Annotated in this window: 18 protein-coding genes; 8 read left to right on the top strand and 10 right to left on the bottom strand. The window is 47.0% G+C overall.

What is annotated here, in order from left to right; all coding sequences use genetic code 11:
* Window positions 1-11 precede the first annotated feature (11 nt).
* Together MY9_RS05925 and MY9_RS05930 are read right to left on the bottom strand one after the other, a co-directional pair.
* Window positions 12-341: a four-helix bundle copper-binding protein gene (locus tag MY9_RS05925; RefSeq protein ID WP_014663456.1), complete on the bottom strand. Its 330-nt coding sequence runs from the start codon at window positions 339-341 to the stop codon at window positions 12-14.
* A 118-nt stretch (window positions 342-459) separates the two neighbouring features.
* Entirely contained in the window at window positions 460-897 is a 438-nt protein-coding gene (locus tag MY9_RS05930) for a ferritin family protein (RefSeq protein ID WP_014663457.1), read from the bottom strand.
* Between the two features lie 183 nt (window positions 898-1,080).
* On the opposite strand from MY9_RS05930, the gene addB reads away from it, so the two are divergent.
* The 5 genes from addB (at window position 1,081) to hlpB (ending at window position 13,224) form a co-directional block, all read left to right on the top strand.
* Window positions 1,081-4,581 (top strand): helicase-exonuclease AddAB subunit AddB, encoded by a 3,501-nt coding sequence (gene addB / locus MY9_RS05935; protein WP_014663458.1) that lies wholly within the window; start codon window positions 1,081-1,083, stop codon window positions 4,579-4,581.
* The gene (gene addA / locus MY9_RS05940; RefSeq protein WP_014663459.1) at window positions 4,568-8,272 is read left to right on the top strand and encodes a helicase-exonuclease AddAB subunit AddA; all 3,705 of its coding nucleotides are present in this window, start codon (window positions 4,568-4,570) and stop codon (window positions 8,270-8,272) included. Before addB ends, addA begins: the two co-directional genes overlap by 14 nt.
* 71 nt (window positions 8,273-8,343) lie before the next feature.
* Entirely contained in the window at window positions 8,344-9,519 is a 1,176-nt protein-coding gene (gene sbcD, locus MY9_RS05945; RefSeq protein ID WP_014663460.1) for an exonuclease subunit SbcD, read from the top strand.
* Window positions 9,516-12,908, top strand: a complete 3,393-nt coding sequence (gene sbcC / locus MY9_RS05950; RefSeq protein WP_014663461.1) for an exonuclease subunit SbcC — start codon at window positions 9,516-9,518, stop codon at window positions 12,906-12,908. Before sbcD ends, sbcC begins: the two co-directional genes overlap by 4 nt.
* Window positions 12,909-12,921: 13 nt before the next feature.
* Entirely contained in the window at window positions 12,922-13,224 is a 303-nt protein-coding gene (hlpB, locus tag MY9_RS05955; RefSeq protein WP_014663462.1) for an HNH nuclease-like protein HlpB, read from the top strand.
* A gap of 36 nt (window positions 13,225-13,260) precedes the next feature.
* Here the strand turns inward: hlpB and MY9_RS05960 are convergent, their stop codons facing one another.
* The 8 genes from MY9_RS05960 to MY9_RS05995 form a co-directional block, all read right to left on the bottom strand.
* Window positions 13,261-13,479 carry a spore germination protein gene (locus MY9_RS05960; protein WP_003233096.1) on the bottom strand — a complete coding sequence of 73 codons (219 nt, stop codon included), beginning with the start codon at window positions 13,477-13,479 and terminating at the stop codon, window positions 13,261-13,263.
* A gap of 31 nt (window positions 13,480-13,510) precedes the next feature.
* Complete coding sequence (locus MY9_RS05965) at window positions 13,511-13,912, bottom strand: spore germination protein GerPE (protein WP_041521292.1); 402 nt, start codon at window positions 13,910-13,912, stop codon at window positions 13,511-13,513.
* Window positions 13,912-14,088 carry a spore germination protein GerPD gene (gerPD, locus tag MY9_RS05970; protein WP_003233093.1) on the bottom strand — a complete coding sequence of 59 codons (177 nt, stop codon included), beginning with the start codon at window positions 14,086-14,088 and terminating at the stop codon, window positions 13,912-13,914. Before gerPD ends, MY9_RS05965 begins: the two co-directional genes overlap by 1 nt.
* Window positions 14,085-14,702 carry a spore germination protein GerPC gene (locus MY9_RS05975; protein WP_014663464.1) on the bottom strand — a complete coding sequence of 206 codons (618 nt, stop codon included), beginning with the start codon at window positions 14,700-14,702 and terminating at the stop codon, window positions 14,085-14,087. Before MY9_RS05975 ends, gerPD begins: the two co-directional genes overlap by 4 nt.
* Window positions 14,703-14,724: 22 nt before the next feature.
* On the bottom strand, window positions 14,725-14,958 hold the full coding sequence (gerPB, locus tag MY9_RS05980) for a spore germination protein GerPB (RefSeq protein WP_014663465.1): 234 nt from the start codon (window positions 14,956-14,958) through the stop codon (window positions 14,725-14,727).
* A gap of 14 nt (window positions 14,959-14,972) precedes the next feature.
* The gene (locus MY9_RS05985; RefSeq protein ID WP_003233088.1) at window positions 14,973-15,194 is read right to left on the bottom strand and encodes a spore germination protein; all 222 of its coding nucleotides are present in this window, start codon (window positions 15,192-15,194) and stop codon (window positions 14,973-14,975) included.
* A gap of 402 nt (window positions 15,195-15,596) precedes the next feature.
* Window positions 15,597-15,767, bottom strand: coding sequence for an aspartyl-phosphate phosphatase Spo0E family protein (locus tag MY9_RS05990; RefSeq protein ID WP_014663466.1), 171 nt, complete (start codon window positions 15,765-15,767; stop codon window positions 15,597-15,599).
* A gap of 144 nt (window positions 15,768-15,911) precedes the next feature.
* Window positions 15,912-16,835 carry a CotH kinase family protein gene (locus MY9_RS05995; protein WP_014663467.1) on the bottom strand — a complete coding sequence of 308 codons (924 nt, stop codon included), beginning with the start codon at window positions 16,833-16,835 and terminating at the stop codon, window positions 15,912-15,914.
* A 154-nt stretch (window positions 16,836-16,989) separates the two neighbouring features.
* Between MY9_RS05995 and MY9_RS06000 the strand changes: the two genes are divergently transcribed.
* From MY9_RS06000 to wprA, 3 genes are all read left to right on the top strand, one after another.
* Window positions 16,990-17,895 carry a fumarylacetoacetate hydrolase family protein gene (locus tag MY9_RS06000; RefSeq protein WP_014663469.1) on the top strand — a complete coding sequence of 302 codons (906 nt, stop codon included), beginning with the start codon at window positions 16,990-16,992 and terminating at the stop codon, window positions 17,893-17,895.
* Window positions 17,896-18,010: 115 nt separating this feature from the next.
* Complete coding sequence (locus tag MY9_RS06005; RefSeq protein ID WP_014663470.1) at window positions 18,011-18,367, top strand: YisL family protein; 357 nt, start codon at window positions 18,011-18,013, stop codon at window positions 18,365-18,367.
* Between the two features lie 167 nt (window positions 18,368-18,534).
* A complete protein-coding gene (gene wprA / locus MY9_RS06010; RefSeq protein ID WP_014663471.1) occupies window positions 18,535-21,219 on the top strand; it encodes a cell wall-associated protease WprA in 2,685 nt (894 codons plus the stop codon).
* The last annotated feature ends 27 nt before the right edge of the window (window positions 21,220-21,246 follow it).

Below are 21,246 nucleotides of genomic sequence, written 5' to 3' on the forward strand. Positions count from 1 at the left end.
CTCTCCGTCTTTTAAGACGCCGCCATGCTGCGGCATTGTTCAGCGCAGGCGAAGCAGGCTTTCGCACATGCTTGGCAATGATCGTGATCATGCTTTTCGCATTCAGTGCCGCACGCTTCACAAATATCGGCGCAAAGTGCACAAATTTCTTTCAAAAACGGGCTGTCCGTTTGCATGGCTTTGATTGCCAGGGCGCAAATATCCGCGCATTCCCTGTCAAGCCGGATGCAGCCGCTGAGATCGTGGTGCGCGCTTTCTTCCAAACATTTTGTAAAACAATGATTGCAAGCCTCCATACAATCAATGCAAGCCTCAATACAAGCTTCAGAATATTGCTCCATGGTTGATTCCCCCTGTATGGCAATGTATGGTTTTATGTTTCCCGGCTGCATTTGAAAAAAACGGAGGAATGTGTTTTTAGCTGAGGAGATATGTACATATACCCTAAAACGGGTATATCTAACGTTTGGCCAGATAGTATAGGAACCAGACAGCGTGATTTTGCTCATCACGTGCGGCGCGCGTGAAGATGCCTTTCGCTTTTAAGTTTGACGTTTCCTCGGCTGCACGCAAGTAAAAGTCGACGGTTTCTTGTTCATCTTTAAAAGCGGCGTCCAGTCCTCTCGTGAAATGGTCCGGGCACTCTTCCGTTTGTTTCGGCATGATGTGCTTGCCGGTAATCGATCCGTACAGTGTGGAAAATTCACGAAGATGGCGGATTTCGTCACGTCTGATTTCTTCAATCTGTTTTCTGACTTCATCGCGGTCGGCTAGTTCGGCAAGCCTGCGGTAGCATTGAATTGCACTGAATTCTCCGTTGATGGCCTTCTGCAAATTCCGAATCAAAACAGGATCTTCCCGGTACGGCAACGGATAGGAATAGTAACTGTAATGCAAGAGGATTCAACTCCATTCCTAGGAATTGGGCTTCTGTAAAAGTATATGTTGGGCAAGGAGAGATGTGCGGGGATAATCAGCTTTTTATATGTGAAAAGGCCGTTTTTACCAATAGATCAGATTGGTCATTTTCGTCAACATTCGATAAAATATATAAAGATAAAAAGAGAGGGGTCTTCTAATTTGGGAGCAGAGTTTTTAGTAGGCAGGTCCGGGAGTGGAAAAACGAAGCTGATCATCAACAGCATTCAGGATGAATTACGCCGGGCTCCATTCGGGAAGCCGATCATTTTTCTAGTCCCGGATCAAATGACGTTTTTAATGGAATATGAGCTTGCTAAAACGCCAGATATGGGCGGGATGATACGCGCTCAAGTGTTCAGCTTTTCACGATTGGCCTGGCGCGTCCTTCAGCATACAGGAGGAATGAGCAGGCCGTTTCTGACGAGCACCGGCGTACAAATGCTCCTGCGGAAGCTCATTGAGGAGCATAAACAGGAGTTCAAAGTCTATCAAAAAGCGAGTGACAAAAACGGGTTTACCGCACAGGTTGAGCGGATGCTGACAGAGTTTAAGCGGTATTGTCTGGAACCGGAGGATATCCGCCGGATGGCGGAAAGCGGAACGGCTTCCGAATATCGCGGAGAACGTGTGTTATCTGAAAAGCTCCATGACTTATCGATTCTGTATCAGCAAATGGAAAAAAGCCTCGCAGATCAATATCTTCACTCTGAGGATTATTTGACATTGCTGGCAGAGCATATCCCGCTTGCGGAAGATGTAAAAGGCGCGCATATCTATGTGGATGGCTTTTATCAGTTTACACCGCAGGAATTCAGGGTGCTGGAGCAGCTTATGGTTCATGCAGAGCATATCACGTTTTCGCTCACAGCGGACAAGCCGTCATATGAGCGGGAGCCGCATGAACTGGAATTGTTCAGAATGACGGGGAAAACCTATTACCGCCTGCATCAGAAGGCGAAGGAACTGAATTTAGACATTACGTATAAAGAGCTGAGCGGGACTGAGCGGCATACACAGACACCTGAATTGGCCCATCTAGAGGCGCAGTATGAAGCGCGTCCTGCCGTTCCTTACGCAGAAAAACAAGAAGCACTGACTGTAATGCAGGCCGCGAACAGACGAGCTGAGCTGGAAGGTATTGCCCGGGAAATTCACGCCCTCGTCAGAGAGAAAGGATATCGATATAAGGATGTAGCAATTCTTGCGCGCCAGCCGGAAGACTACAAGGATATGGTGAAGGAAGTTTTCGCAGATTACGAGATTCCTTATTTCATTGACGGAAAAGCATCTATGCTGAACCATCCGTTAATCGAATTTATCCGGTCAAGCCTTGATGTTCTGAAAGGGAATTGGCGTTATGAAGCGGTGTTTCGCTGTGTGAAAACCGAACTGCTATTCCCGCTCAGTGAACCGAAGGCCAAAGTGAGAGAACAGGTCGATCAGCTCGAAAATTACTGTATCGCTTATGGGATCAAAGGCGACCGCTGGACAAAGGGCGACCGTTTCCAATATAGGCGCTTTGTGTCGCTGGATGATGATTTTGCGCAGACCGATCAGGAAATCGAAATGGAAAACATGTTGAATGACACCCGCGATTGGATTGTTCCGCCGCTTTTTCAGCTTCAAAAACGAATGAAAAAAGCAAAGACGGTACAGGAGAAGGCAGAGGCGCTCTATCGCTATTTAGAAGAGACGGAGGTGCCGCTGAAGCTGGATCAGGAAAGGCAGCGTGCTGAGGAAGACGGCAGAATCATTGAAGCGCAGCAGCATCAGCAGGCGTGGGACGCAGTCATTCAGCTGCTTGAGGAGTTTGTTGAAATGATGGGAGATGATGAGATTTCTCTTGATTTGTTTCAGCAAATGATAGAAGCCGGCGCGGAGTCGCTTACATTTTCGCTTATTCCGCCTGCGCTTGACCAGGTATTTGTCGGCAATATGGATTTGTCCAGAATGTATGGCACATCCTGTACCTTTGTGCTCGGGGCAAACGACGGCGTTCTGCCGGCACGCCCTGATGAAAACGGGGTTCTGTCGGATGATGACCGGGAATGGCTGAAAACGATCGGGGTTGAGCTTTCCTCAGGCGGACGGGAGCGTTTGCTTGATGAGCATTTCCTCATCTACATGGCATTTTCAAGTCCGTCTGACCGGCTTTATGTATCGTATCCGATTGCAGATGCGGAAGGAAAAACGCTTTTGCCGTCGATTGTCGTTAAACGGCTGGAAGAACTGTTTCCGCATCATAAGGAGCGCCTGTTGACAAATGAACCTGAGCAGGTCAGCGATGAGGAACAGCTGAAGTATGTTGTCAATCAAAGCGTGGCACAGTCCTTTACTGCGAGTCAGCTCAGATTATGGACCCGGGAATATGACATCAGCGACGTCTGGTGGAGCACGTACAATGTGCTGATGAGTGAGCCGGACAGGCTGCAATCGAAAAAGCTGTTCTCAAGCCTGTTTTTCCGGAATGAAGTAAAGCAGCTTGAACGCAGTGTGTCAAGACAGCTCTATGGTGAACGCATTCAGGGCAGCGTATCGAGAATGGAAACCTTTAACGCATGTCCGTTTTCCCATTTTGCGTCACACGGGCTGCATCTGAAGGAACGGCAATTTTTCAAGCTTGAAGCGCCGGATATCGGCCAGCTGTTTCATTCCAGCTTAAAGCTGATTTCAGACAGGCTGCGTGAGCAAAAGCTGGATTGGCGAGATTTAACGAAAGAGCAGTGCGAGCTGTTTTCTTATGATGCGGTAGAGCGGCTGGCACCGAAACTGCAAAAGGAAATTTTGCTCAGCTCAAACCGGCATTATTATGTAAAGGAAAAACTGCAAAAAATTGTGACGCGTGTGTCCGGTATTTTAAGCGAGCATGCGAAAGCGAGCGGATTCGTACCGATCGGGCTTGAACTGGGCTTCGGAGGAAAAGGGCCGCTTCCGCCGCTGACCTTTCAACTGAAAAACGGCTGTACGATGGAGCTCGTCGGGCGTATTGACCGTGTGGATAAAGCTGAAAGCTCAAAAGGCCTGCTCCTCAGAATTGTCGATTATAAATCAAGCGATAAAGGGCTTGACTTAGCGGAAGTATATTACGGATTGGCGCTGCAAATGCTGACGTACCTTGATTTATCGATTACACATTCAGCCGACTGGCTCGGAATGAGGGCAACGCCTGCAGGAGTGCTGTATTTCCATATTCATGATCCGATGATTCAATCTAATCTCCCGCTCGGGCTTGACGAGATTGAACAGGAGATTTTTAAGAAATTTAAAATGAAGGGCCTGCTCCTCGGCGATCAGGAAGTGGTTCGCCTTATGGATACAACCCTTCAAGAGGGACGGTCAAATATCATCAACGCCGGTCTGAAAAAAGACGGCTCTCTCAGATCAGACTCGGCAGCAGTCGGTGAAAAGGAATTTGATCTTTTGACAAAGCATGTGCGCCGTACCTTCCAAGAAGCAGGCGAACAAATTACCGACGGCCGCGTATCCATTGAGCCGTACAAAATGAAGAACAAGACGCCGTGCACATACTGTGCGTTCAAATCAGTGTGCCAATTTGATGAATCACTAGAGGAAAACGAGTATCGCACATTAAAAGCTGAAAAAGACAAGACGATACTTGAGTGGATAAAAAAGGAGGCGGATGGCAATGAACATTCCTAAACCGGCAGACAGCACATGGACAGATGACCAATGGAATGCCATTGTTTCAACCGGCCAGGATATTCTCGTGGCAGCGGCTGCGGGCTCTGGTAAAACCGCTGTGCTTGTTGAACGAATGATTCGGAAAATCACCGCAGAGGAAAACCCAATTGATGTAGACCGCCTTCTCGTTGTGACATTTACAAACGCCTCAGCGGCAGAGATGAAACACCGAATTGCGGATGCCTTGGAAAAAGAGCTTGTACAACGCCCCGGCTCGCTGCATATCAGACGGCAGCTTTCTCTTTTGAACCGGGCCAGCATTTCGACGCTTCATTCCTTTTGCCTGCAAGTGCTGAAGAAATATTACTACTTGATCGATCTTGATCCGGGCTTTCGGATAGCTGATCAGACGGAAGGCGAGCTGCTTGGGGATGAAGTGCTTGACGAGCTGTTTGAAGACGAATACGCAAAGGGCGAAAAGGCATTTTTTGAGCTTGTTGACCGCTACACGACAGACCGGCACGATCTGGATCTGCAATTTCTCGTTAAACAAGTGTACGAGTATTCCCGATCCCATCCCAACCCGGAGGCGTGGCTGGAAAGCTTTGTTCATTTGTATGATGTATCAGAAAAGAGCGCCATCGAGGACCTGCCGTTTTATCAATATGTCAAAGAGGATATTGCAATGGTGCTTAACGGGGCGAAGGAAAAGCTCTTGCGCGCGCTTGAGCTGACGAAAGCGCCGGGCGGCCCGGCGCCGCGTGCTGACAATTTTCTTGATGATCTAGCGCAGATTGATGAACTGATTCAGCACCAGGACGATTTTAGTGAACTATATCGTCGTGTGCCAGCCGTCGCTTTTAAGCGTGCCAAAGCAGTAAAAGGGGATGAGTTCGATCCGGCGCTCCTTGATGAGGCGACAGATTTGAGAAACGGCGCAAAAAAACTGCTCGAAAAGCTCAAAACCGACTACTTTACGAGAAGTCCTGAACAGCACTTGAAAAGCCTAACCGAGATGAAGCCTGTCATTGAAACGCTCGTACAGATTGTTATCAGCTATGGAAAACGGTTCGAAGCCGCGAAGCAGGAAAAATCAATCATCGATTTTTCTGATTTGGAGCATTACTGTTTAGCGATTTTGACAGCTCAGAATGACAAAGGTGAATATGAGCCGAGCGAGGCTGCAAGGTTTTATCAGGAACAGTTTTATGAGGTGCTCGTTGACGAATATCAGGATACCAACCTCGTACAGGAATCGATTCTGCAGCTCGTCACAAGCGGGCCGGAGGAGACTGGCAACCTGTTTATGGTAGGCGATGTCAAACAGTCAATTTATCGATTCAGGCTTGCGGAGCCGCTTCTTTTCCTCTCTAAATACAAACGGTTTACAGAGAGCGGGAAAGGCACGGGGCGGAAAATCGACTTGAATAAAAATTTCCGAAGCCGTTCAGATATATTAGACAGCACAAACTTTTTATTTAAACAGCTGATGGGCGGCAAAATCGGTGAGGTCGATTATGACGAGCAGGCTGAGCTGAAGCTTGGTGCGGCGTATCCGGACAATGACGAGACGGATACGGAGCTGCTGCTGATCGACAACGCAGAAGATACGGATGCAAGCGAGGAAGCAGAAGAGCTTGAAACCGTGCAGTTTGAGGCCAAAGCCATCGCTAAGGAAATTCGCAAGCTGATTTCATCGCCATTTAAGGTGTATGACGGAAAAACGAAAACACATCGCAATATTCAATACCGAGATATTGTGATTTTGCTCCGCTCCATGCCGTGGGCTCCGCAAATCATGGAGGAGCTGAGAGCACAGGGCATACCGGTTTACGCCAATTTAACGTCAGGTTATTTCGAAGCGGTCGAAGTCGCCGTCGCGCTTTCAGTGCTGAAGGTGATCGATAACCCGTATCAGGATATACCGCTTGCCTCTGTTCTGCGCTCACCGATTGTCGGAGCAGATGAAAACGAGCTGTCTTTGATCCGGCTTGAAAATACAAAAGCGCCTTACTATGAAGCGATGAAAGACTACTTGGCTGCTGGTGACCGGAACGACGAGCTTTATCAAAAGCTGCAAACGTTCTACGGACATCTGCAAAAATGGCGCGTCTTTTCGAAAAACCACTCAGTATCTGAGCTGATTTGGGAAGTGTACCGCGACACGAAATACATGGACTATGTCGGCGGGATGCCGGGCGGAAAACAGCGCCAGGCCAATTTGCGTGTTCTTTATGACAGGGCGCGCCAATATGAATCAACGGCATTTCGCGGCTTGTTTCGTTTCCTGCGGTTTATCGAACGCATGCAAGAGCGGGGCGATGATCTTGGTACGGCGAGAGCGCTCAGCGAGCAGGAGGATGTTGTCCGCTTAATGACGATCCACAGCAGCAAAGGGCTCGAATTTCCAGTCGTGTTTGCAGCGGGTCTCGGCCGGAATTTTAACATGATGGATTTAAATAAATCGTACCTGCTGGACAAGGAGCTCGGATTCGGCACGAAGTATATTCATCCGCAATTGCGCATCAGCTACCCGACGCTGCCTCTCATTGCGATGAAGAAAAAAATGCGCAGGGAGCTGCTGTCAGAGGAATTGCGTGTTCTCTATGTTGCATTAACGAGAGCGAAGGAAAAGCTGTTTCTGATTGGCTCGTGCAAGAATCATCAGAAACAGCTCGCAAAATGGCAGGCATCCGCGTCCCAAACTGATTGGCTCCTTCCGGAATTTGACCGCTATCAGGCGAAAACATATTTAGATTTCATCGGATCGGCTCTTGCCAGACATAGAGACTTGGAGGCTTTGGCTGGAAACGGTACACCAGTACACGCTGATATCTCAGGCCATCCAGCTCGTTTTGCCGTTCAAATGATTCATTCCTATGATTTGCTTGATGATGATGTGGAAGAAAGAATGGAAGAAAAAAGTGAACGTCTGGAAGCGATCCGCCGAGGGGAACCAGTTCCCGGCTCGTTTGCATTTGATGAAAAAGCCCGCGAGCAGCTGAACTGGACCTACCCGCATCAAGAGGTGACACAAATTCGGACAAAGCAGTCGGTTTCTGAGATCAAGAGAAAAAGAGAGTACGAGGATGAATACAGCGGCAGGGCCCTTGTAAAACCGGCTGACGGAAGCATTCTGTACAGACGTCCCGCTTTTATGATGAAAAAAGGCCTGACAGCGGCAGAGAAAGGTACTGCCATGCATACGGTGATGCAGCATATCCCGTTGTCACATGTGCCGTCGATAGAAGAAGCTGAGCAGACGGTTCAAAGGCTTTATGAAAAAGAGCTGCTTACTGAAGAACAAAAAGACGCTATTGATATAGAAGAAATCGTGCAATTTTTCCATACAGAGATCGGGGGACAGCTGATCGGTGCGAAATGGAAGGACCGGGAAATACCTTTCAGCTTGGCGCTTCCGGCTAAGGAGATCTATCCTGATGCACACGAGGCGGATGAGCCGCTTTTAGTGCAGGGGATCATTGACTGTCTCTATGAAACTGAGGACGGATTATATTTATTGGATTATAAGTCGGACCGGATTGAGGGCAAATTCCAACATGGATTTGAAGGAGCGGCCCCGATCTTGAAGAAACGATATGATACCCAAATTCAGCTGTACACGAAGGCAGTTGAGCAAATTGCAAAAACAAAGGTAAAGGGATGTGCGCTTTATTTCTTTGACGGAGGGCACATTCTCACATTATAGCGAGATCCGTAAGCTCCGGGATTTCAGGCGGAGCGGGTCTCGTTTTCTATATAAAAGAGAGGTGAAAGCATTTGCGGATTTTACATACAGCTGATTGGCATCTTGGAAAAACGCTTGAAGGAAGAAGCAGGCTGAGTGAGCAGGCCGATGTGCTGGATGAACTGAATACGATTGTAAAGGATGAGCAAATTGATGCCATTGTAATGGCGGGAGATGCGTTTGACACCGTGAACCCGCCGGCTTTAGCTGAGCAGTTGTTTTATGAAAGCCTGTCTGCGCTCAGTGACAGAGGAAAGCGCCCGATCGTTGTCATTGCCGGAAACCATGATAATCCTGATCGTTTGTCCGCCGCTTCACCGCTGACACATGAAAACGGCATTTATTTAATCGGTTATCCGACAACAGAGCCGATTCATATTGAAGTGCCCTCAGCAGGGGAGCTTTTGGCGGTTGGAGCGCTGGCGTATCCATCAGAAGCGCGGTTGAATGAAGTGCTATCCGATACGTTTGATGAAAAGCTGCTCCGTGATCATTATGACGTGAAAATCAGGCAGGCGTTTGAACATATGACAAGCCGTTTCCGGAACGATGCAGTGAAGATTGCCGCCAGCCATATTTATGTCGCAGGCGGAAACCAAACCGATTCAGAGCGGCCGATTGAAGTCGGCGGTGCATACACGGTGGCTGCTGAAAGCCTGCCTGCGGATGCCGCTTACGTCGCGCTCGGCCATTTGCATCGCCCGCAAACGATCAAGCGGGCGCGGACGCTTGCGCGTTATTCAGGATCTCCGCTCGCCTACAGCTTTTCTGAAGCAGGCTACGCTAAATCAGTGACGATTGTGGACGCAAAGCCGGAGGAAGACGCCACTTGGCGTGAGGTATTATTATCAAGCGGCAAGCCCCTTGTGAAGTGGAAAGCGGCAAATGGATTAAGTGAGGTGTACAGCTGGCTGGATGAAGGCAGGGATCAGAATGCTTGGATTGACCTGGAAATCCGTGTCACGGACCAGCTGTCACTTGAAGAGATTCACAGGCTGCGGAAGGCGCACCCGGGTTTTATCCATATCAGGCCGGTTTTTGAAGAACAGAATAAAGACCGGGAACGGATCGAGGTTAAACATGTCTCAATCGAGGACCGCTTTAAGAAATTTTATGAAAAACAAACTGGCGGCGCGGTGCCGGATGAAGAAATGGTGAAGCTGTTTTTAGAGCTTGCATCAGGCGTTGAAGAGGAGGATGCGAAATGAAGCCAATCGCCTTAAGCATTAAGGGGCTCCACAGCTTTAGAGAGGAGCAGACGATAGATTTTGAAGGCCTTTCCGGTGCTGGTGTTTTCGGCATTTTCGGCCCGACAGGAAGCGGTAAATCCTCTATTCTCGACGCAATGACGCTTGCTTTATACGGAAAGGTGGAACGGGCGGCAAATAATACGCACGGAATCTTAAATCACGCCGAAGATACGCTGTCTGTTTCCTTTACCTTTGCGCTTCAGTCGAATCATCAAATCTCATACAAAGTTGAGCGTGTGTTTAAGAGAACGGATGAAATGAAGGTGAAAACGGCACTTTGCCGCTTCATCGAAATCAAGGATGAGCATACGGTGCTGGCTGATAAAGCCAGCGAAGTGAATAAAAGAGTGGAGGAGCTCTTGGGGCTGACGATCGACGATTTTACGAGAGCGGTGGTGCTGCCGCAAGGGAAATTTGCTGAGTTTCTGTCTTTAAAAGGGGCAGAGCGCAGGCATATGCTTCAGCGTTTATTTCATTTGGAGCAATACGGAGACAGGCTTGTGAAAAAACTGAGGCGGCAGGCACAGGAGGCCAACGCGAGAAAAAATGAAATGCTCGCTGAGCAGTCTGGTCTCGGTGAGGCGAGTTCAGAGGCAGTTGAGCAAGCGGAAAAGGCTCTCGAACAAGCCGAAACCAGGCTGGAAGCGATGAGGAAGAGCCGTGATCAGGCGAAAGAGCGATTTACGGAGCATCAGGAGATTTGGAATGTCCAAAAGGAACAATCCGCTTATGAAGAAGAGAAAAAACGTCTCGCGGAAGAACAGCCGCATGTAGACATTATGCAAAAACGCCTGCTGGAAGCAGAAACAGCCGCCGCTCTTAAGCCCTATGCGGACCGATACGCAGAAGCGATCCAGCATGAAGCGAAAGCTGAAAAGGAACAAACGCTAGCCCGCAAGGATTTAGAAGGCCGGAATGCTTTCTTTCAGCAAAAACATGAAGAGTATGAAGCGTGGCGCCAGCATAAAAGCGAGAAAGAGCCTGAGCTTTTAACTAAGCAGGAACAGCTTTCCCGTTTGCAGGAAATCGAAATGAAACTGAGTGAGGCCAAGCAAGAGGAAGAGCGCAAAAAGGCTGAACTCCGGCAGAAAGAAGAGGCTCTTCAATCTGTCATGAGTGAATTGGAGACGGTAACAGACCGCCTGACACGAGGGCAAAACAGACAGACGGAATTGAAGCAGCAGCTCAAATCCCTGCAGGTGACATCCGATGAGCGAAGAAGCTGCCAGCAGGCCGCAGAAATGGCATTGCACATCAGGCAAACTGAAGAGCAAATCAAAAAAGAGAAAAATCGAAGTGACGAATTGAGCCTCGTGCTGCAGAAGATGAATGAAGAGAAGAATACACTTGTTCAAAGGACGGAAGCGGAAGAAAACAACATCATTCAGGCATATGAGGCTGTGCAAACCGTGTACCATTTGGTGTGCGAGGCGGAACACTCATTAACACGTATGACTGAAGAGGCTAGAAAGAATCAACATACGCTTCACCTACAGCGTGAAAAAGCAAGGATGGCACTCCTGACAAAAGAGTTAGCGCAAAAACTGACCGCCGGCAAGCCTTGCCCGGTCTGCGGTTCAACCGATCACGATCCATCCGCGTCAGTACATGAAACATATGAAGCCGACAGGCATCTTGAAGAGGACATCAAACGGACAGATGTGTTATTGACGGAAGCAGCAGCTCTCAGCCAGGAGATTCTTTCAGCCAAAATTACGCTTGAAGAACAGTCCGCGCGCTTTATGGAACAGTGTCCGTTTTTGCAGACCAGTCAAGCGCAGAACCTTGAAGCGGCGGCTTCCTTCGAGAATCAGCCGGTGTATGAAGCATTTGAAACTGCCAAATTTGAATGGAAACGAATCAAGCAGGACATTCTTTCTGTTAAAACACGGATGGCACAAATGATCGGCGCCTATCAGGAGTCTTTAAAAAAGGCCGAGCAGGTTAATGAAAAAATCGGTTTTGAAAAAAGAGAGGCTGACCGTATTGAAAGCATCATCACCGAGCTTCAAACCTCATTGGACAGCCGTCTGAACATGTTCAAAGAAGCATTTCAGGATCAATCTGTGGACGAAGCAGAAAAATGGCAGCAAGCCATTGAAGAAAAGGACCGGGCTGCAGAAGAATGTGAAAAACGAATTGAGAAGAGTATCGCGTTTCTTGCTGAGCATGAAGCACAAAAGGAAAAACTGCGGGAATCGGGGCATCGGCTTGAACGGGAAAAACTGGAGCTTCATTATGCCGCTGAACGCATCAAGAGCGTGATAGCTGATTATGAGAACGAACTTGGAGATTATGCAAAAGGAGATTCTATTCAAGTCAAACTCCGCTCTGTCCAGCAGGATCTAAAGCTGTTAAAGGAAAAAGAACAATCTTTATATGAAGAACTGCAGAGCGCCCAAATGAACCTCAATCAGGCGAAAAGCCGCGCTTCGGCAAGCGAGCTCACTCTTCAAGAGGCGAAGGGGAGATTGGAAAAAGCAAAAGCTGCTTGGCTTGAGCATGCCAAAAACACCTGCTTTACCCGGACTGAGGAGGTTGAACAAAGTCTCATCCCAGCCGATGAACTTGAAAAGATGAAAACCGGCATAGACCAGTTTATGGATAAACTGAAGCAAAATGCTGCAAACTTAAAACGAGTAGCAGAGATACTTGACGGCAGAGCGATATCAGAGAGCGAATGGAGCGAAACCGTTGCAGCATTACAAAAAGCTGAGGACGCATTTAGCGCTGCTATAGAGGAAAAAGGCGCGGCTGCGAAAGCACTGGCCGTCATTCGCGACCATCATAAACGATTTAAAGAAATTGAAGCGGAACTGAAAAAGTGGCAGACGCATATCGACAGGCTGGACAAGCTGCAAGCTGTGTTTAAAGGCAATACCTTCGTCGAATTTTTAGCTGAGGAGCAGCTTGAAAGCGTTGCGAGGGACGCCTCAGCAAGACTCGGTATGCTGACGAGACAGCGCTATGCCATCGAAGTAGATTCTGAGGGCGGCTTTGTGATGCGGGATAATGCGAACGGAGGCGTAAGACGCCCGGTATCCAGTTTGTCTGGGGGAGAAACCTTCCTCACTTCGCTATCACTCGCTCTTGCGCTGTCTGCCCAGATCCAGCTTCGCGGAGAATACCCGCTCCAGTTCTTTTTCTTAGATGAAGGATTCGGCACACTGGATCAAGATCTGCTTGATACGGTTGTAACGGCCTTGGAAAAACTTCAGTCAGACAATCTGGCTGTCGGTGTCATCAGCCATGTGCAGGAACTGCGTGCACGGCTTCCGAAAAAACTGATCGTCCATCCGGCTGAACCGAGCGGCCGCGGTACACGGGTATCACTTGAGTTGATGTAAAGGGGGAGCTGATATGGCAAAGCAGACTGCCGGAATATGTGAGCTGTGCGGCCGGAGCGATGTCCAGCTGACAGAGCACCATCTCACACCGAAAGAAGAAGGCGGAACGTTTTTGCCGACAGCGATGCTCTGTATTCCTTGCCATAAACAAATTCATGCCTTATATACCAATCAAGAGATCGCTGTACGCTTAAACGGAATAGAAAAGCTCAGAAGCGATCCAGAGCTTGCCCGGTTTGTCAAATGGATCAGAAAACAGCCGCCTGAAAAACTGATCAAAACCAAGAAATCAAATGAGCGAAAAAAGAAAAAATGACTAAAAAGCAGCCCTCTCTTTGCAGAGCGGCTGCTTTTATCCGTTTCCAACCATATCCTGATCGTTGACATCGGGGTCTATATAATTTGTCGCGTTGACTGCGTTATTTAATAGAAGGAAATCTCCCGTGTTTCCTGCTCCCGAACCGAGCGCAGATTTTGAAGAGCTTTTCGGAGAAAGGTAAAAGGAATCACCAAAGTTTACGACTCCGCCCGATATGGAATTGATAGCTATAGGCCCGACAATTGCTGGCATAAACGACACCCTTTATCGAAGTCTCTGTTTATTATATGTTCTTGGCGGGCGATTGTGAGCGCGGAGACTGAATCTGTCTGATATGTTTGAGTCTCGCATCACCGCGAATATGCGAAGCTGATCCGGCATGTAAAACAGAAGAGGCTGAGACCCCTTGAATTTTGATGCTGCGAACATAAATAGCCGGCACCTCGTGGCAAAACGCGCTTTGTACACCTGTTTCAGGGAGCGGCTTCACGGCCTGCTGCTGAAAGATCTGATACTCCTTTTTGTTAAATGAGCCTTCATTATGGTAAAACGTGGACAGAGAACGCTGCACAGCAAATACTTTTACACTCATATCGATTTCATTTGTGTCGCCAACTTGAAACACACTTGCGATCCCGAGAGAATTAAACTTAACTAGCCTGATGCGCGATATGCGTTTAAGCATTATTCTGGCGCAAGCGGAGCAAACGGCCCGATAATAAGAGATTCAGGCGGTGTATCAAAAATAGAAGACAGGTAGATGGATTCAGTGTCTCCGATGTGGAAAACGGAGGAACTGGACACACCGTTCATCCGGATGTCCCCGACTTCCAAGCTGCGGTTGATGACTGTAAAGATCATGCTTGCTCATCTCCTTTCATTTCGGATGGAATATGCTCCAGAAAGTGTTCTACAGCGCGGATTACATCACGCTTCACATGCTCAGCGATATGTTCTGCATATTGTGCAGGCGGTATATGCTCTTCTTTTTTGATATGGGACATATAATAATGGATTCGGCTGTCCATTTGTTTTCTGATGTCTTCAATGATATGGTGTCTGTTTGTATCGTCAAGTCTGCTGTCATATTGGTTTTCAAGCTGCTCCAAAACATCTGGGATTTCCTCGGTTAAGTACATGTCGACATTCTGGCGGATCTGCTGCATGAGCTGAGCGCTCTCTTCCTGCTGCATCATCCCGATTTGCGGTGTCGACTGGCTGACGTCAAAGTTTTGGACGCTGTTCGGATCAGTCGGATTTAAGCCGATATTCAAAGTCCCGTCGAGCCTTTCAATTTTCAGCTGATCAAACTTATATTCCACACGCTCAATGGTAGTGGCCGGCCGCTGTTTCATCGTATTCATTTCAGTTTGAATCTCCTTCAGCTGGCGTTCGAGCTGCTGAATGTGAATCGCCTGCTGCTGAACAAAGGAATTCAAGTTTTGCAAGTAAGAGGAAACAGATTGATCATACATGTTCTTCACCTCTTTCATATGATTAACGGCCAGGAGGCTGGAGCGGGACCAATGAACCTGTGTCGGGTTCCTGCAACTGGAGCGGTTGCCCTGTGCCTGAAACCGCTGGTGCCGGTTCTACATAGCTGCCCGTATTATACAAATTTGACAGAGACTTGATTGATCCGGCGCTCCCAATTTGCAGAATGGAGGAATTGCTGATTGATTCCAGCCGGAGATAGTTGATTTGAATGGTTTGATTAATATAGAAGTTCATGAGCCTCACTCCTTTTACGCATTGGCTACGATCGGCTGATCAACCGCATCATTGTCATACACATTCGTCGCGTTTTGATAATTCATCACCTTGAGGCTGTCGCCGGTATTAAAGCTGCCAGCGCCGGCAAATGTTCTGACCTGAGCCTGAGGAGAAATCGTAATGCAGTCCCCAATGTGAACGACTCCGCTCGTACCAATCGCATTAATTTTAAACGCTCCGACAATGGCTGGCATACGAGCACATCCTTTGTTGAAAAATTTTAAAAAAACAAGTAAAGTGAAAATACAATTCTGATTTCACTTGGGCTATTCACGATAGCTTATGACAAACGCACATATGTGTGAGAGAAATTTAAAGGGGACATATCGGCTCTTGATGAAAACGCTTTAATTTTTCGAGCCGTTATGTTTTGTGTATAAGTTGAGCGGACATGCGGCTAAGGATGCCGCGATCCGCCTATGATTATTTTGGTTTGTTTCTTTGGTGTTTTTGCGTGTAGAAATGCTTTTTGGAGTATGTCGTGCTGCGGTATACGATTGTTGGGCGGGCACATTCTCGCCCTGAGGTATATCCCAGAAGTGCTGAGCAAAAAGCGGAGTTGCATGTGGTGTATTCGAATCGTTATCGAAAATGGTTTACATACGGGAGTTTTCAAGATATCCCGAAAACATCATTTCTTCTTTTATCCGGGTATTCAGCAGGATATCCAGCTCTTGGCTGCATTGAATCGTTTCCTTTGAATTCATGCCGTATTTTTGTGCTGTTTCAATTAGTGTGATTCTCATTTCTTCAATTTTACAGTTCATTACGCTATCTCCAATTCTAGATTTTATTTTGATATAAATACAGGATATCGTTAGTATAACCTATTTTGGCTGAAAAGGTTGCCTTTCGTCAATTTGACTAAAAAAGCGACATTTTTTGCTGCGGCTTTTTTGAAGGAGAAAGGACTATAGTCTTGCTAAGTGTGCTTGTAAAAAGTCCTGCCGTTCCTCAATTTCTCTAAGTATGTTTGTCTGCTCCTTTTCGATTTGAAAGGGGATTTTTTTTAGAAAAGGATCATCATCAGCTCTTTGACAAATGTCAAGATGCCATTCGCTGATGAAAGGAGACAATCGTTCAATAGTAAACGACCGGTTCAGCACGTTTTTCATTAATGTGTGATATTGCGAGCGGAAGGCGGGAATGGAAAGAAGCCTTGACGAAAGCGTCTCTCCTTTTGCCAGAAGCGGGTCCTCATCATACCTTCCTTGAAAGGCAAGTGATCTAGTCTCTATTGGAGAAACGTAAATCCGGCTGGATTCATTTAAACAAAATGTGTAATAAAAGCCTTGATTGGTGCAGGCATTGCCGATCAGCCACAAAAAAAACAGCTTGACATCCAGATACAATTTAATGCGTTCGGCCAATTCGTCATCTCCAGCTGTGCGGATCAGTATGAAAAATTCATGCAAGAATGCGGAAGAATCATCGTTAAAAACGGACACTGGAATCCTTGGGTCGGCGGTCTTCACTTCGTAACTCGTTCTACCGGCTGGCTGATGGTTCTTGATGTTCAAATAAATGCCTTCAGGCTGGCCATTGATGGTCAGGAAGCTGTACGAGGCAGCGGGAGCAGGGACGCCAATCTGGTCAAAAAAACAATAGGCGAGTCTGCGCCGCATCAGGGACGGATCATCCTGTTCCGCATTCAAAAAAAGTGTCCTTTCACCAAGCAGAGACCTTTCCCAGCTGATTTCATAGGATGCCTTTTCCGCTCTGTCACGCTGTGTGAGAAGAATGGGAGAAACAGATCGGTCTGTTACGAAAAGCCCCTTGGCAGTACCTTTCCTTTTCAGCTGCTCCCGGTGAAAAAATAAATGCACGCTCTCCATATTCTTTCCTCCTTCTCAAAACGACATTTGTATGATATGAACAGCAAGCCCGTCCTGAAACGAAATGAAAACGAATATGAGAAAAAGGGATTTCAGCATTCGACAGAGAATACATGAAGGAGCATTCTGATTTAAAAGATGATGGAGGAATAACATGAAATTTGCGACAGGGGAACTTTACAACCGAATGTTTGTCGGCCTGATCATTGATGATGAGAAAATTATGGATTTGCAAAAGGCTGAAAAAAAACTGTTTGAACTTGAGACGATTCCGGGATCGCTGATTGAATGTATCGCAGAAGGGGATAAATTCGTTGCGCATGCAAGGCAGCTGGCCGAGTGGGCGAAGAAACCGAATGATGAGCTTGGATCATTTATGTATTCATTATCTGAGGTGAAGCTCCATGCACCCATTCCGAAGCCATCAAAAAATATCATCTGCATCGGCAAAAACTACCGGGATCACGCGATTGAAATGGGAAGTGAGGCTGATATTCCGGAGCATCCGATGGTATTTACTAAATCGCCGGTAACGGTTACGGGGCATGGAGATATCGTCAAGGGACATGAAGAGGTCACCTCTCAACTTGATTATGAAGGAGAACTTGCTGTCGTGATCGGAAAAAGCGGGACCCGCATTTCAAAAGAAGACGCATATGAGCATGTTTTCGGATATACGATTGTGAATGATATCACGGCGCGTGATCTGCAAAAAAGGCATAAGCAGTTTTTTATCGGAAAAAGCCTGGATACGACATGTCCTATGGGACCCGTGCTTGTACATAAATCATCGATTCAGGAGCCGGAGCGCCTCAAGCTTGAAACAAGAGTCAACGGTGAGCTGCGCCAATCCGGTTCGGCAAGCGATATGATCTTTTCCATTCCGGAATTAATTGAAACCCTCTCAAAGGGGATGACGCTTGAAGCGGGAGACATCATTGCCACCGGTACCCCGTCTGGTGTCGGCAAGGGGTTTACGCCCCCAAAATTTTTGCGGTCAGGTGACAAAATTGATATTACAATCGACCCGATCGGAACGCTGTCAAACCAAATCGGCTGAATAAAACTGGTGGGCGGACCTGAACCCGCCCATTTTTTCTGACAATCTTCTTTGTGGCAGAGGACATGTTCATGGTACTATAAGTGGGGTAATTTATCTGATAGGGGGAACATATATGACACACCTACATATTACAACATGGGTAGTGGCGCTGATTCTGCTTTTCGTCAGCTACTCGCTGTATTCTTCAGGAAGTGCGAAGGGCGCAAAAATCACTCATATGATTCTGCGGTTATTCTATATCCTTATTATTCTCACAGGAGCTGAGCTGTTTGTCCGCTTTGCCAACTGGAACGGGGAATATGCCGGCAAAATGATTCTGGGCATTATCACCATCGGACTGATGGAAATGCTCCTCATCCGCAAGAAAAAAGAAAAATCAACAGGAGGCCTGTGGATCGGCTTTGTCATTGTTCTTGTGCTGACAGTGCTGCTTGGTCTGCATTTGCCAATCGGTTTTCAATTATTTTAATCGAAAATCCCGTGAACCCAGCTCTTTGATAGAGTTGGGTTTTTTTATAATTATCCCCTTATATACCAAATCATTTAAAATAACCTTAAAATTCCCTGTAAGCGGTATCTCGTCCTATGAAATTATGATACCTTCAAGGAGATTCATTATTTTGCAGGAGGGATATCATGAAACGTAGAAAATTCAGCTCGTTTGTGGCGGCAGTGCTTATTTTTGCACTGATTTTCAGCCTGTTTTCTCCGGGAACCAAAGCCGCAGCGGTCGGAGCGATTGATCAGGCGGCTGCTCTGGAAAACGGCAAAGAGCAGACAGGCGCCATGAAGGAGCCGGAACAGGTGAAATGGTACAAAGTGACTCCGGGAAAGACGGATATTCAGAAAAACTCTCATATGGCACTGACCGTAAAGAGTGATTCAGTACTGAATGTATCTGTATATCCAAGTAAGGAAAAAGCGCTTAAAGATGAAACGTTTGAGATGTACCGGTCTTTCACAGCGGAGGATGGAAAAAGCGAAATCATTTTTCCGTACGCGTGGAGCGGCCCTTACTATGTAAAAGTTGAATACCTCGGAGAAGAAGAACCGGAGGACGGCGGAACAGCAAAAGCAGCTGCGGAAGCCAAGTATACGATTGGGTATAAAGGCACCAAAAAACAGCCATCAGATTTAGAAGAGGAAGAAGCTTGTCCGGTTGAAATGAGTGTCGATCAGAAGAAATCTGGAAAAGGCATTCTGGATAAGCTGAGAGCGATTCGGGATGAGCAGCTGAGCCAAACAGCAGAAGGCAAAGAACTGACAAGCCTTTATTACAAAGCAGCACCGTTTATCGTTGCAAAGCTCGCACTCAATAAAACAGCAAGAAATGAAATCTATCAGGATCTTGTGACATTAAAGCCGTTATTTGACGATGTGTCAGAAAACGGAACGTCCTCTTCATATAAGGTCACTGAAAAGGATCAAAAAGCGATCAATCGGCTATATGACAAAGCTTTACAGTCGGTACCGTCTTTCCTTAAAGAGGAAATAAAGAAACAGGCGGATCGATTAAATATTAAGCAGCTGCAAGGCAAAACAGCAGGAACAATTTTAACTGAAAACAATATTGCAGCAAAAAGTGAAGTTCAGACAACAAAGGTTATTTTCAAGGTGAAGGATAATAAAAGCCTCTCATCCGTACATAACGAAATGAAGGGCTTTTCTGCAAGCGCGCAATCGAAAAAAGATATTTCTAATGTGAAAAAGGCAAAGAAACTGTTTGACAATCTATATTCATTTGAACTGCCAAAAGATGAGAAACAGAACGGCACATATACGGCAAGCGCCAAACGGGTCAAAAGCGCTGCCACGACATTATCCAAGATGTCTAACGTAGAATTTGCGGAGCCTGTTCAGGAATACAAGAGCCTGGCAAACGATATTCAATATCCTTACCAATGGCCGCTTAAAAACACTGGTGAAAACGGCGGTGTTAAAAACGCGGATGTAAAATACGAGCCTGCCAGCACATTGCTGTCCAAACGCAAGCTTAACGATACACTCATTGCAGTAGTAGACACAGGCGTTGACAGCACGCTTGCCGATTTAAAAGGAAAAGTAAGAACCGATCTCGGACGCAATTTTGTCGGACGGAATAACAATGCAATGGATGATCAGGGGCATGGAACGCATGTCGCCGGAATTATCGCCGCCCAAAGCGATAACGGCTACTCAATGACTGGATTGAACGCCAAAGCAAAAATTATCCCTGTCAAAGTGCTTGATTCCACGGGCTCCGGAGATACTGAACAAATCGCACTCGGCATCAAATATGCTGCTGATAAAGGAGCAAAGGTAATTAATTTAAGTTTAGGCGGAGGCTACAGCCGTGTGCTTGAATTTGCTTTGAAATACGCAGCTGACAAAAATGTCTTGATTGCCGCAGCCAGCGGGAATGACGGAGCCAATTCTTTATCTTATCCTGCATCTTCTAAATATGTGATGTCAGTCGGCGCCACAAACCGCATGGATATGACCGCGGATTTTTCTAACTATGGAAAAGGCCTGGACATCTCTGCTCCAGGGTCTGATATCCCGAGCTTAGTGCCGAACGGAAATGTCACATATATGAGCGGAACATCCATGGCGACGCCATATGCTGCCGCTGCTGCGGGACTGCTGTTTGCTCAAAATCCTAAGCTGAAAAGAACAGAAGTAGAGGATATGTTGAAAAAGACTGCAGATGATATTTCCTTTGAAAGTGTTGATGGCGAAGAAGAAGAGTTATATGACGATTATGGCGATCCGATTGAAATTCCTAAGACACCTGGAGTAGACTGGCACTCAGGCTACGGGCGCCTGAATGTCATGAAGGCTGTCAGCGCAGCTGATTTACAGCTCAAGGTCAACAAGCTGGAAAGCACTCAAACAGCTGTCAGAGGAAACGCAAAGGAAGGCACGCTGATCGAGGTGATGAACGGCAAAAAGAAACTCGGCAGCGCCAAAGCCGGAAAAGACAATGCGTTCAAGGTTAATATCGCGACTCAAAAACAGGATCAAGTACTGTATGTGAAAGCAACAAAAGGCGATGCGAAAACATCGTATAAAGTTGTTGTCGTCAAAGGAAAACCTTCCGGCACACCGAAAGTAAACGCGGTCAAATCGAAGGATACGGCAGTAAAAGGGAAGGCGAACAGCAAAGCGATGATCAGAGTGAAAAACAAATCAAAGAAAGTCATTGCTTCTGCCAAGGCTGACGCAAAAGGAGCGTTTTCGGTGAAAATAAAAAAACAAAAAGCCGGAACGGTGCTGTACGTCACGGCTGCGGATACAGATAAAAAAGAAAGCAAGGAAGCAAAAGTTGTCGTAGAAAAGTAACCAAAAGCGGTGCTCGATGCACCGCTT

Source organism: Bacillus sp. JS (genome assembly GCF_000259365.1).
GTDB lineage: Bacteria > Bacillota > Bacilli > Bacillales > Bacillaceae > Bacillus > Bacillus stercoris.

Coding starts and splice junctions, on each gene's coding strand:
- addA (WP_014663459.1), top strand. CDS start 4,568: ATGAACATTCCTAAACCGGCAGACAGCACATGGACAGATGACCAATGG.
- MY9_RS05960 (WP_003233096.1), bottom strand. CDS start 13,479: ATGCCAGCAATTGTCGGGCCTATAGCTATCAATTCCATATCGGGCGGA.
- MY9_RS05985 (WP_003233088.1), bottom strand. CDS start 15,194: ATGCCAGCCATTGTCGGAGCGTTTAAAATTAATGCGATTGGTACGAGC.
- sbcC (WP_014663461.1), top strand. CDS start 9,516: ATGAAGCCAATCGCCTTAAGCATTAAGGGGCTCCACAGCTTTAGAGAG.
- MY9_RS05995 (WP_014663467.1), bottom strand. CDS start 16,835: ATGGAGAGCGTGCATTTATTTTTTCACCGGGAGCAGCTGAAAAGGAAA.
- MY9_RS05990 (WP_014663466.1), bottom strand. CDS start 15,767: ATGAACTGTAAAATTGAAGAAATGAGAATCACACTAATTGAAACAGCA.
- wprA (WP_014663471.1), top strand. CDS start 18,535: ATGAAACGTAGAAAATTCAGCTCGTTTGTGGCGGCAGTGCTTATTTTT.
- MY9_RS05925 (WP_014663456.1), bottom strand. CDS start 341: ATGGAGCAATATTCTGAAGCTTGTATTGAGGCTTGCATTGATTGTATG.
- gerPB (WP_014663465.1), bottom strand. CDS start 14,958: ATGAACTTCTATATTAATCAAACCATTCAAATCAACTATCTCCGGCTG.
- MY9_RS05965 (WP_041521292.1), bottom strand. CDS start 13,912: ATGCTTAAACGCATATCGCGCATCAGGCTAGTTAAGTTTAATTCTCTC.
- MY9_RS05975 (WP_014663464.1), bottom strand. CDS start 14,702: ATGTATGATCAATCTGTTTCCTCTTACTTGCAAAACTTGAATTCCTTT.
- MY9_RS06000 (WP_014663469.1), top strand. CDS start 16,990: ATGAAATTTGCGACAGGGGAACTTTACAACCGAATGTTTGTCGGCCTG.
- hlpB (WP_014663462.1), top strand. CDS start 12,922: ATGGCAAAGCAGACTGCCGGAATATGTGAGCTGTGCGGCCGGAGCGAT.
- gerPD (WP_003233093.1), bottom strand. CDS start 14,088: ATGATCTTTACAGTCATCAACCGCAGCTTGGAAGTCGGGGACATCCGG.
- MY9_RS06005 (WP_014663470.1), top strand. CDS start 18,011: ATGACACACCTACATATTACAACATGGGTAGTGGCGCTGATTCTGCTT.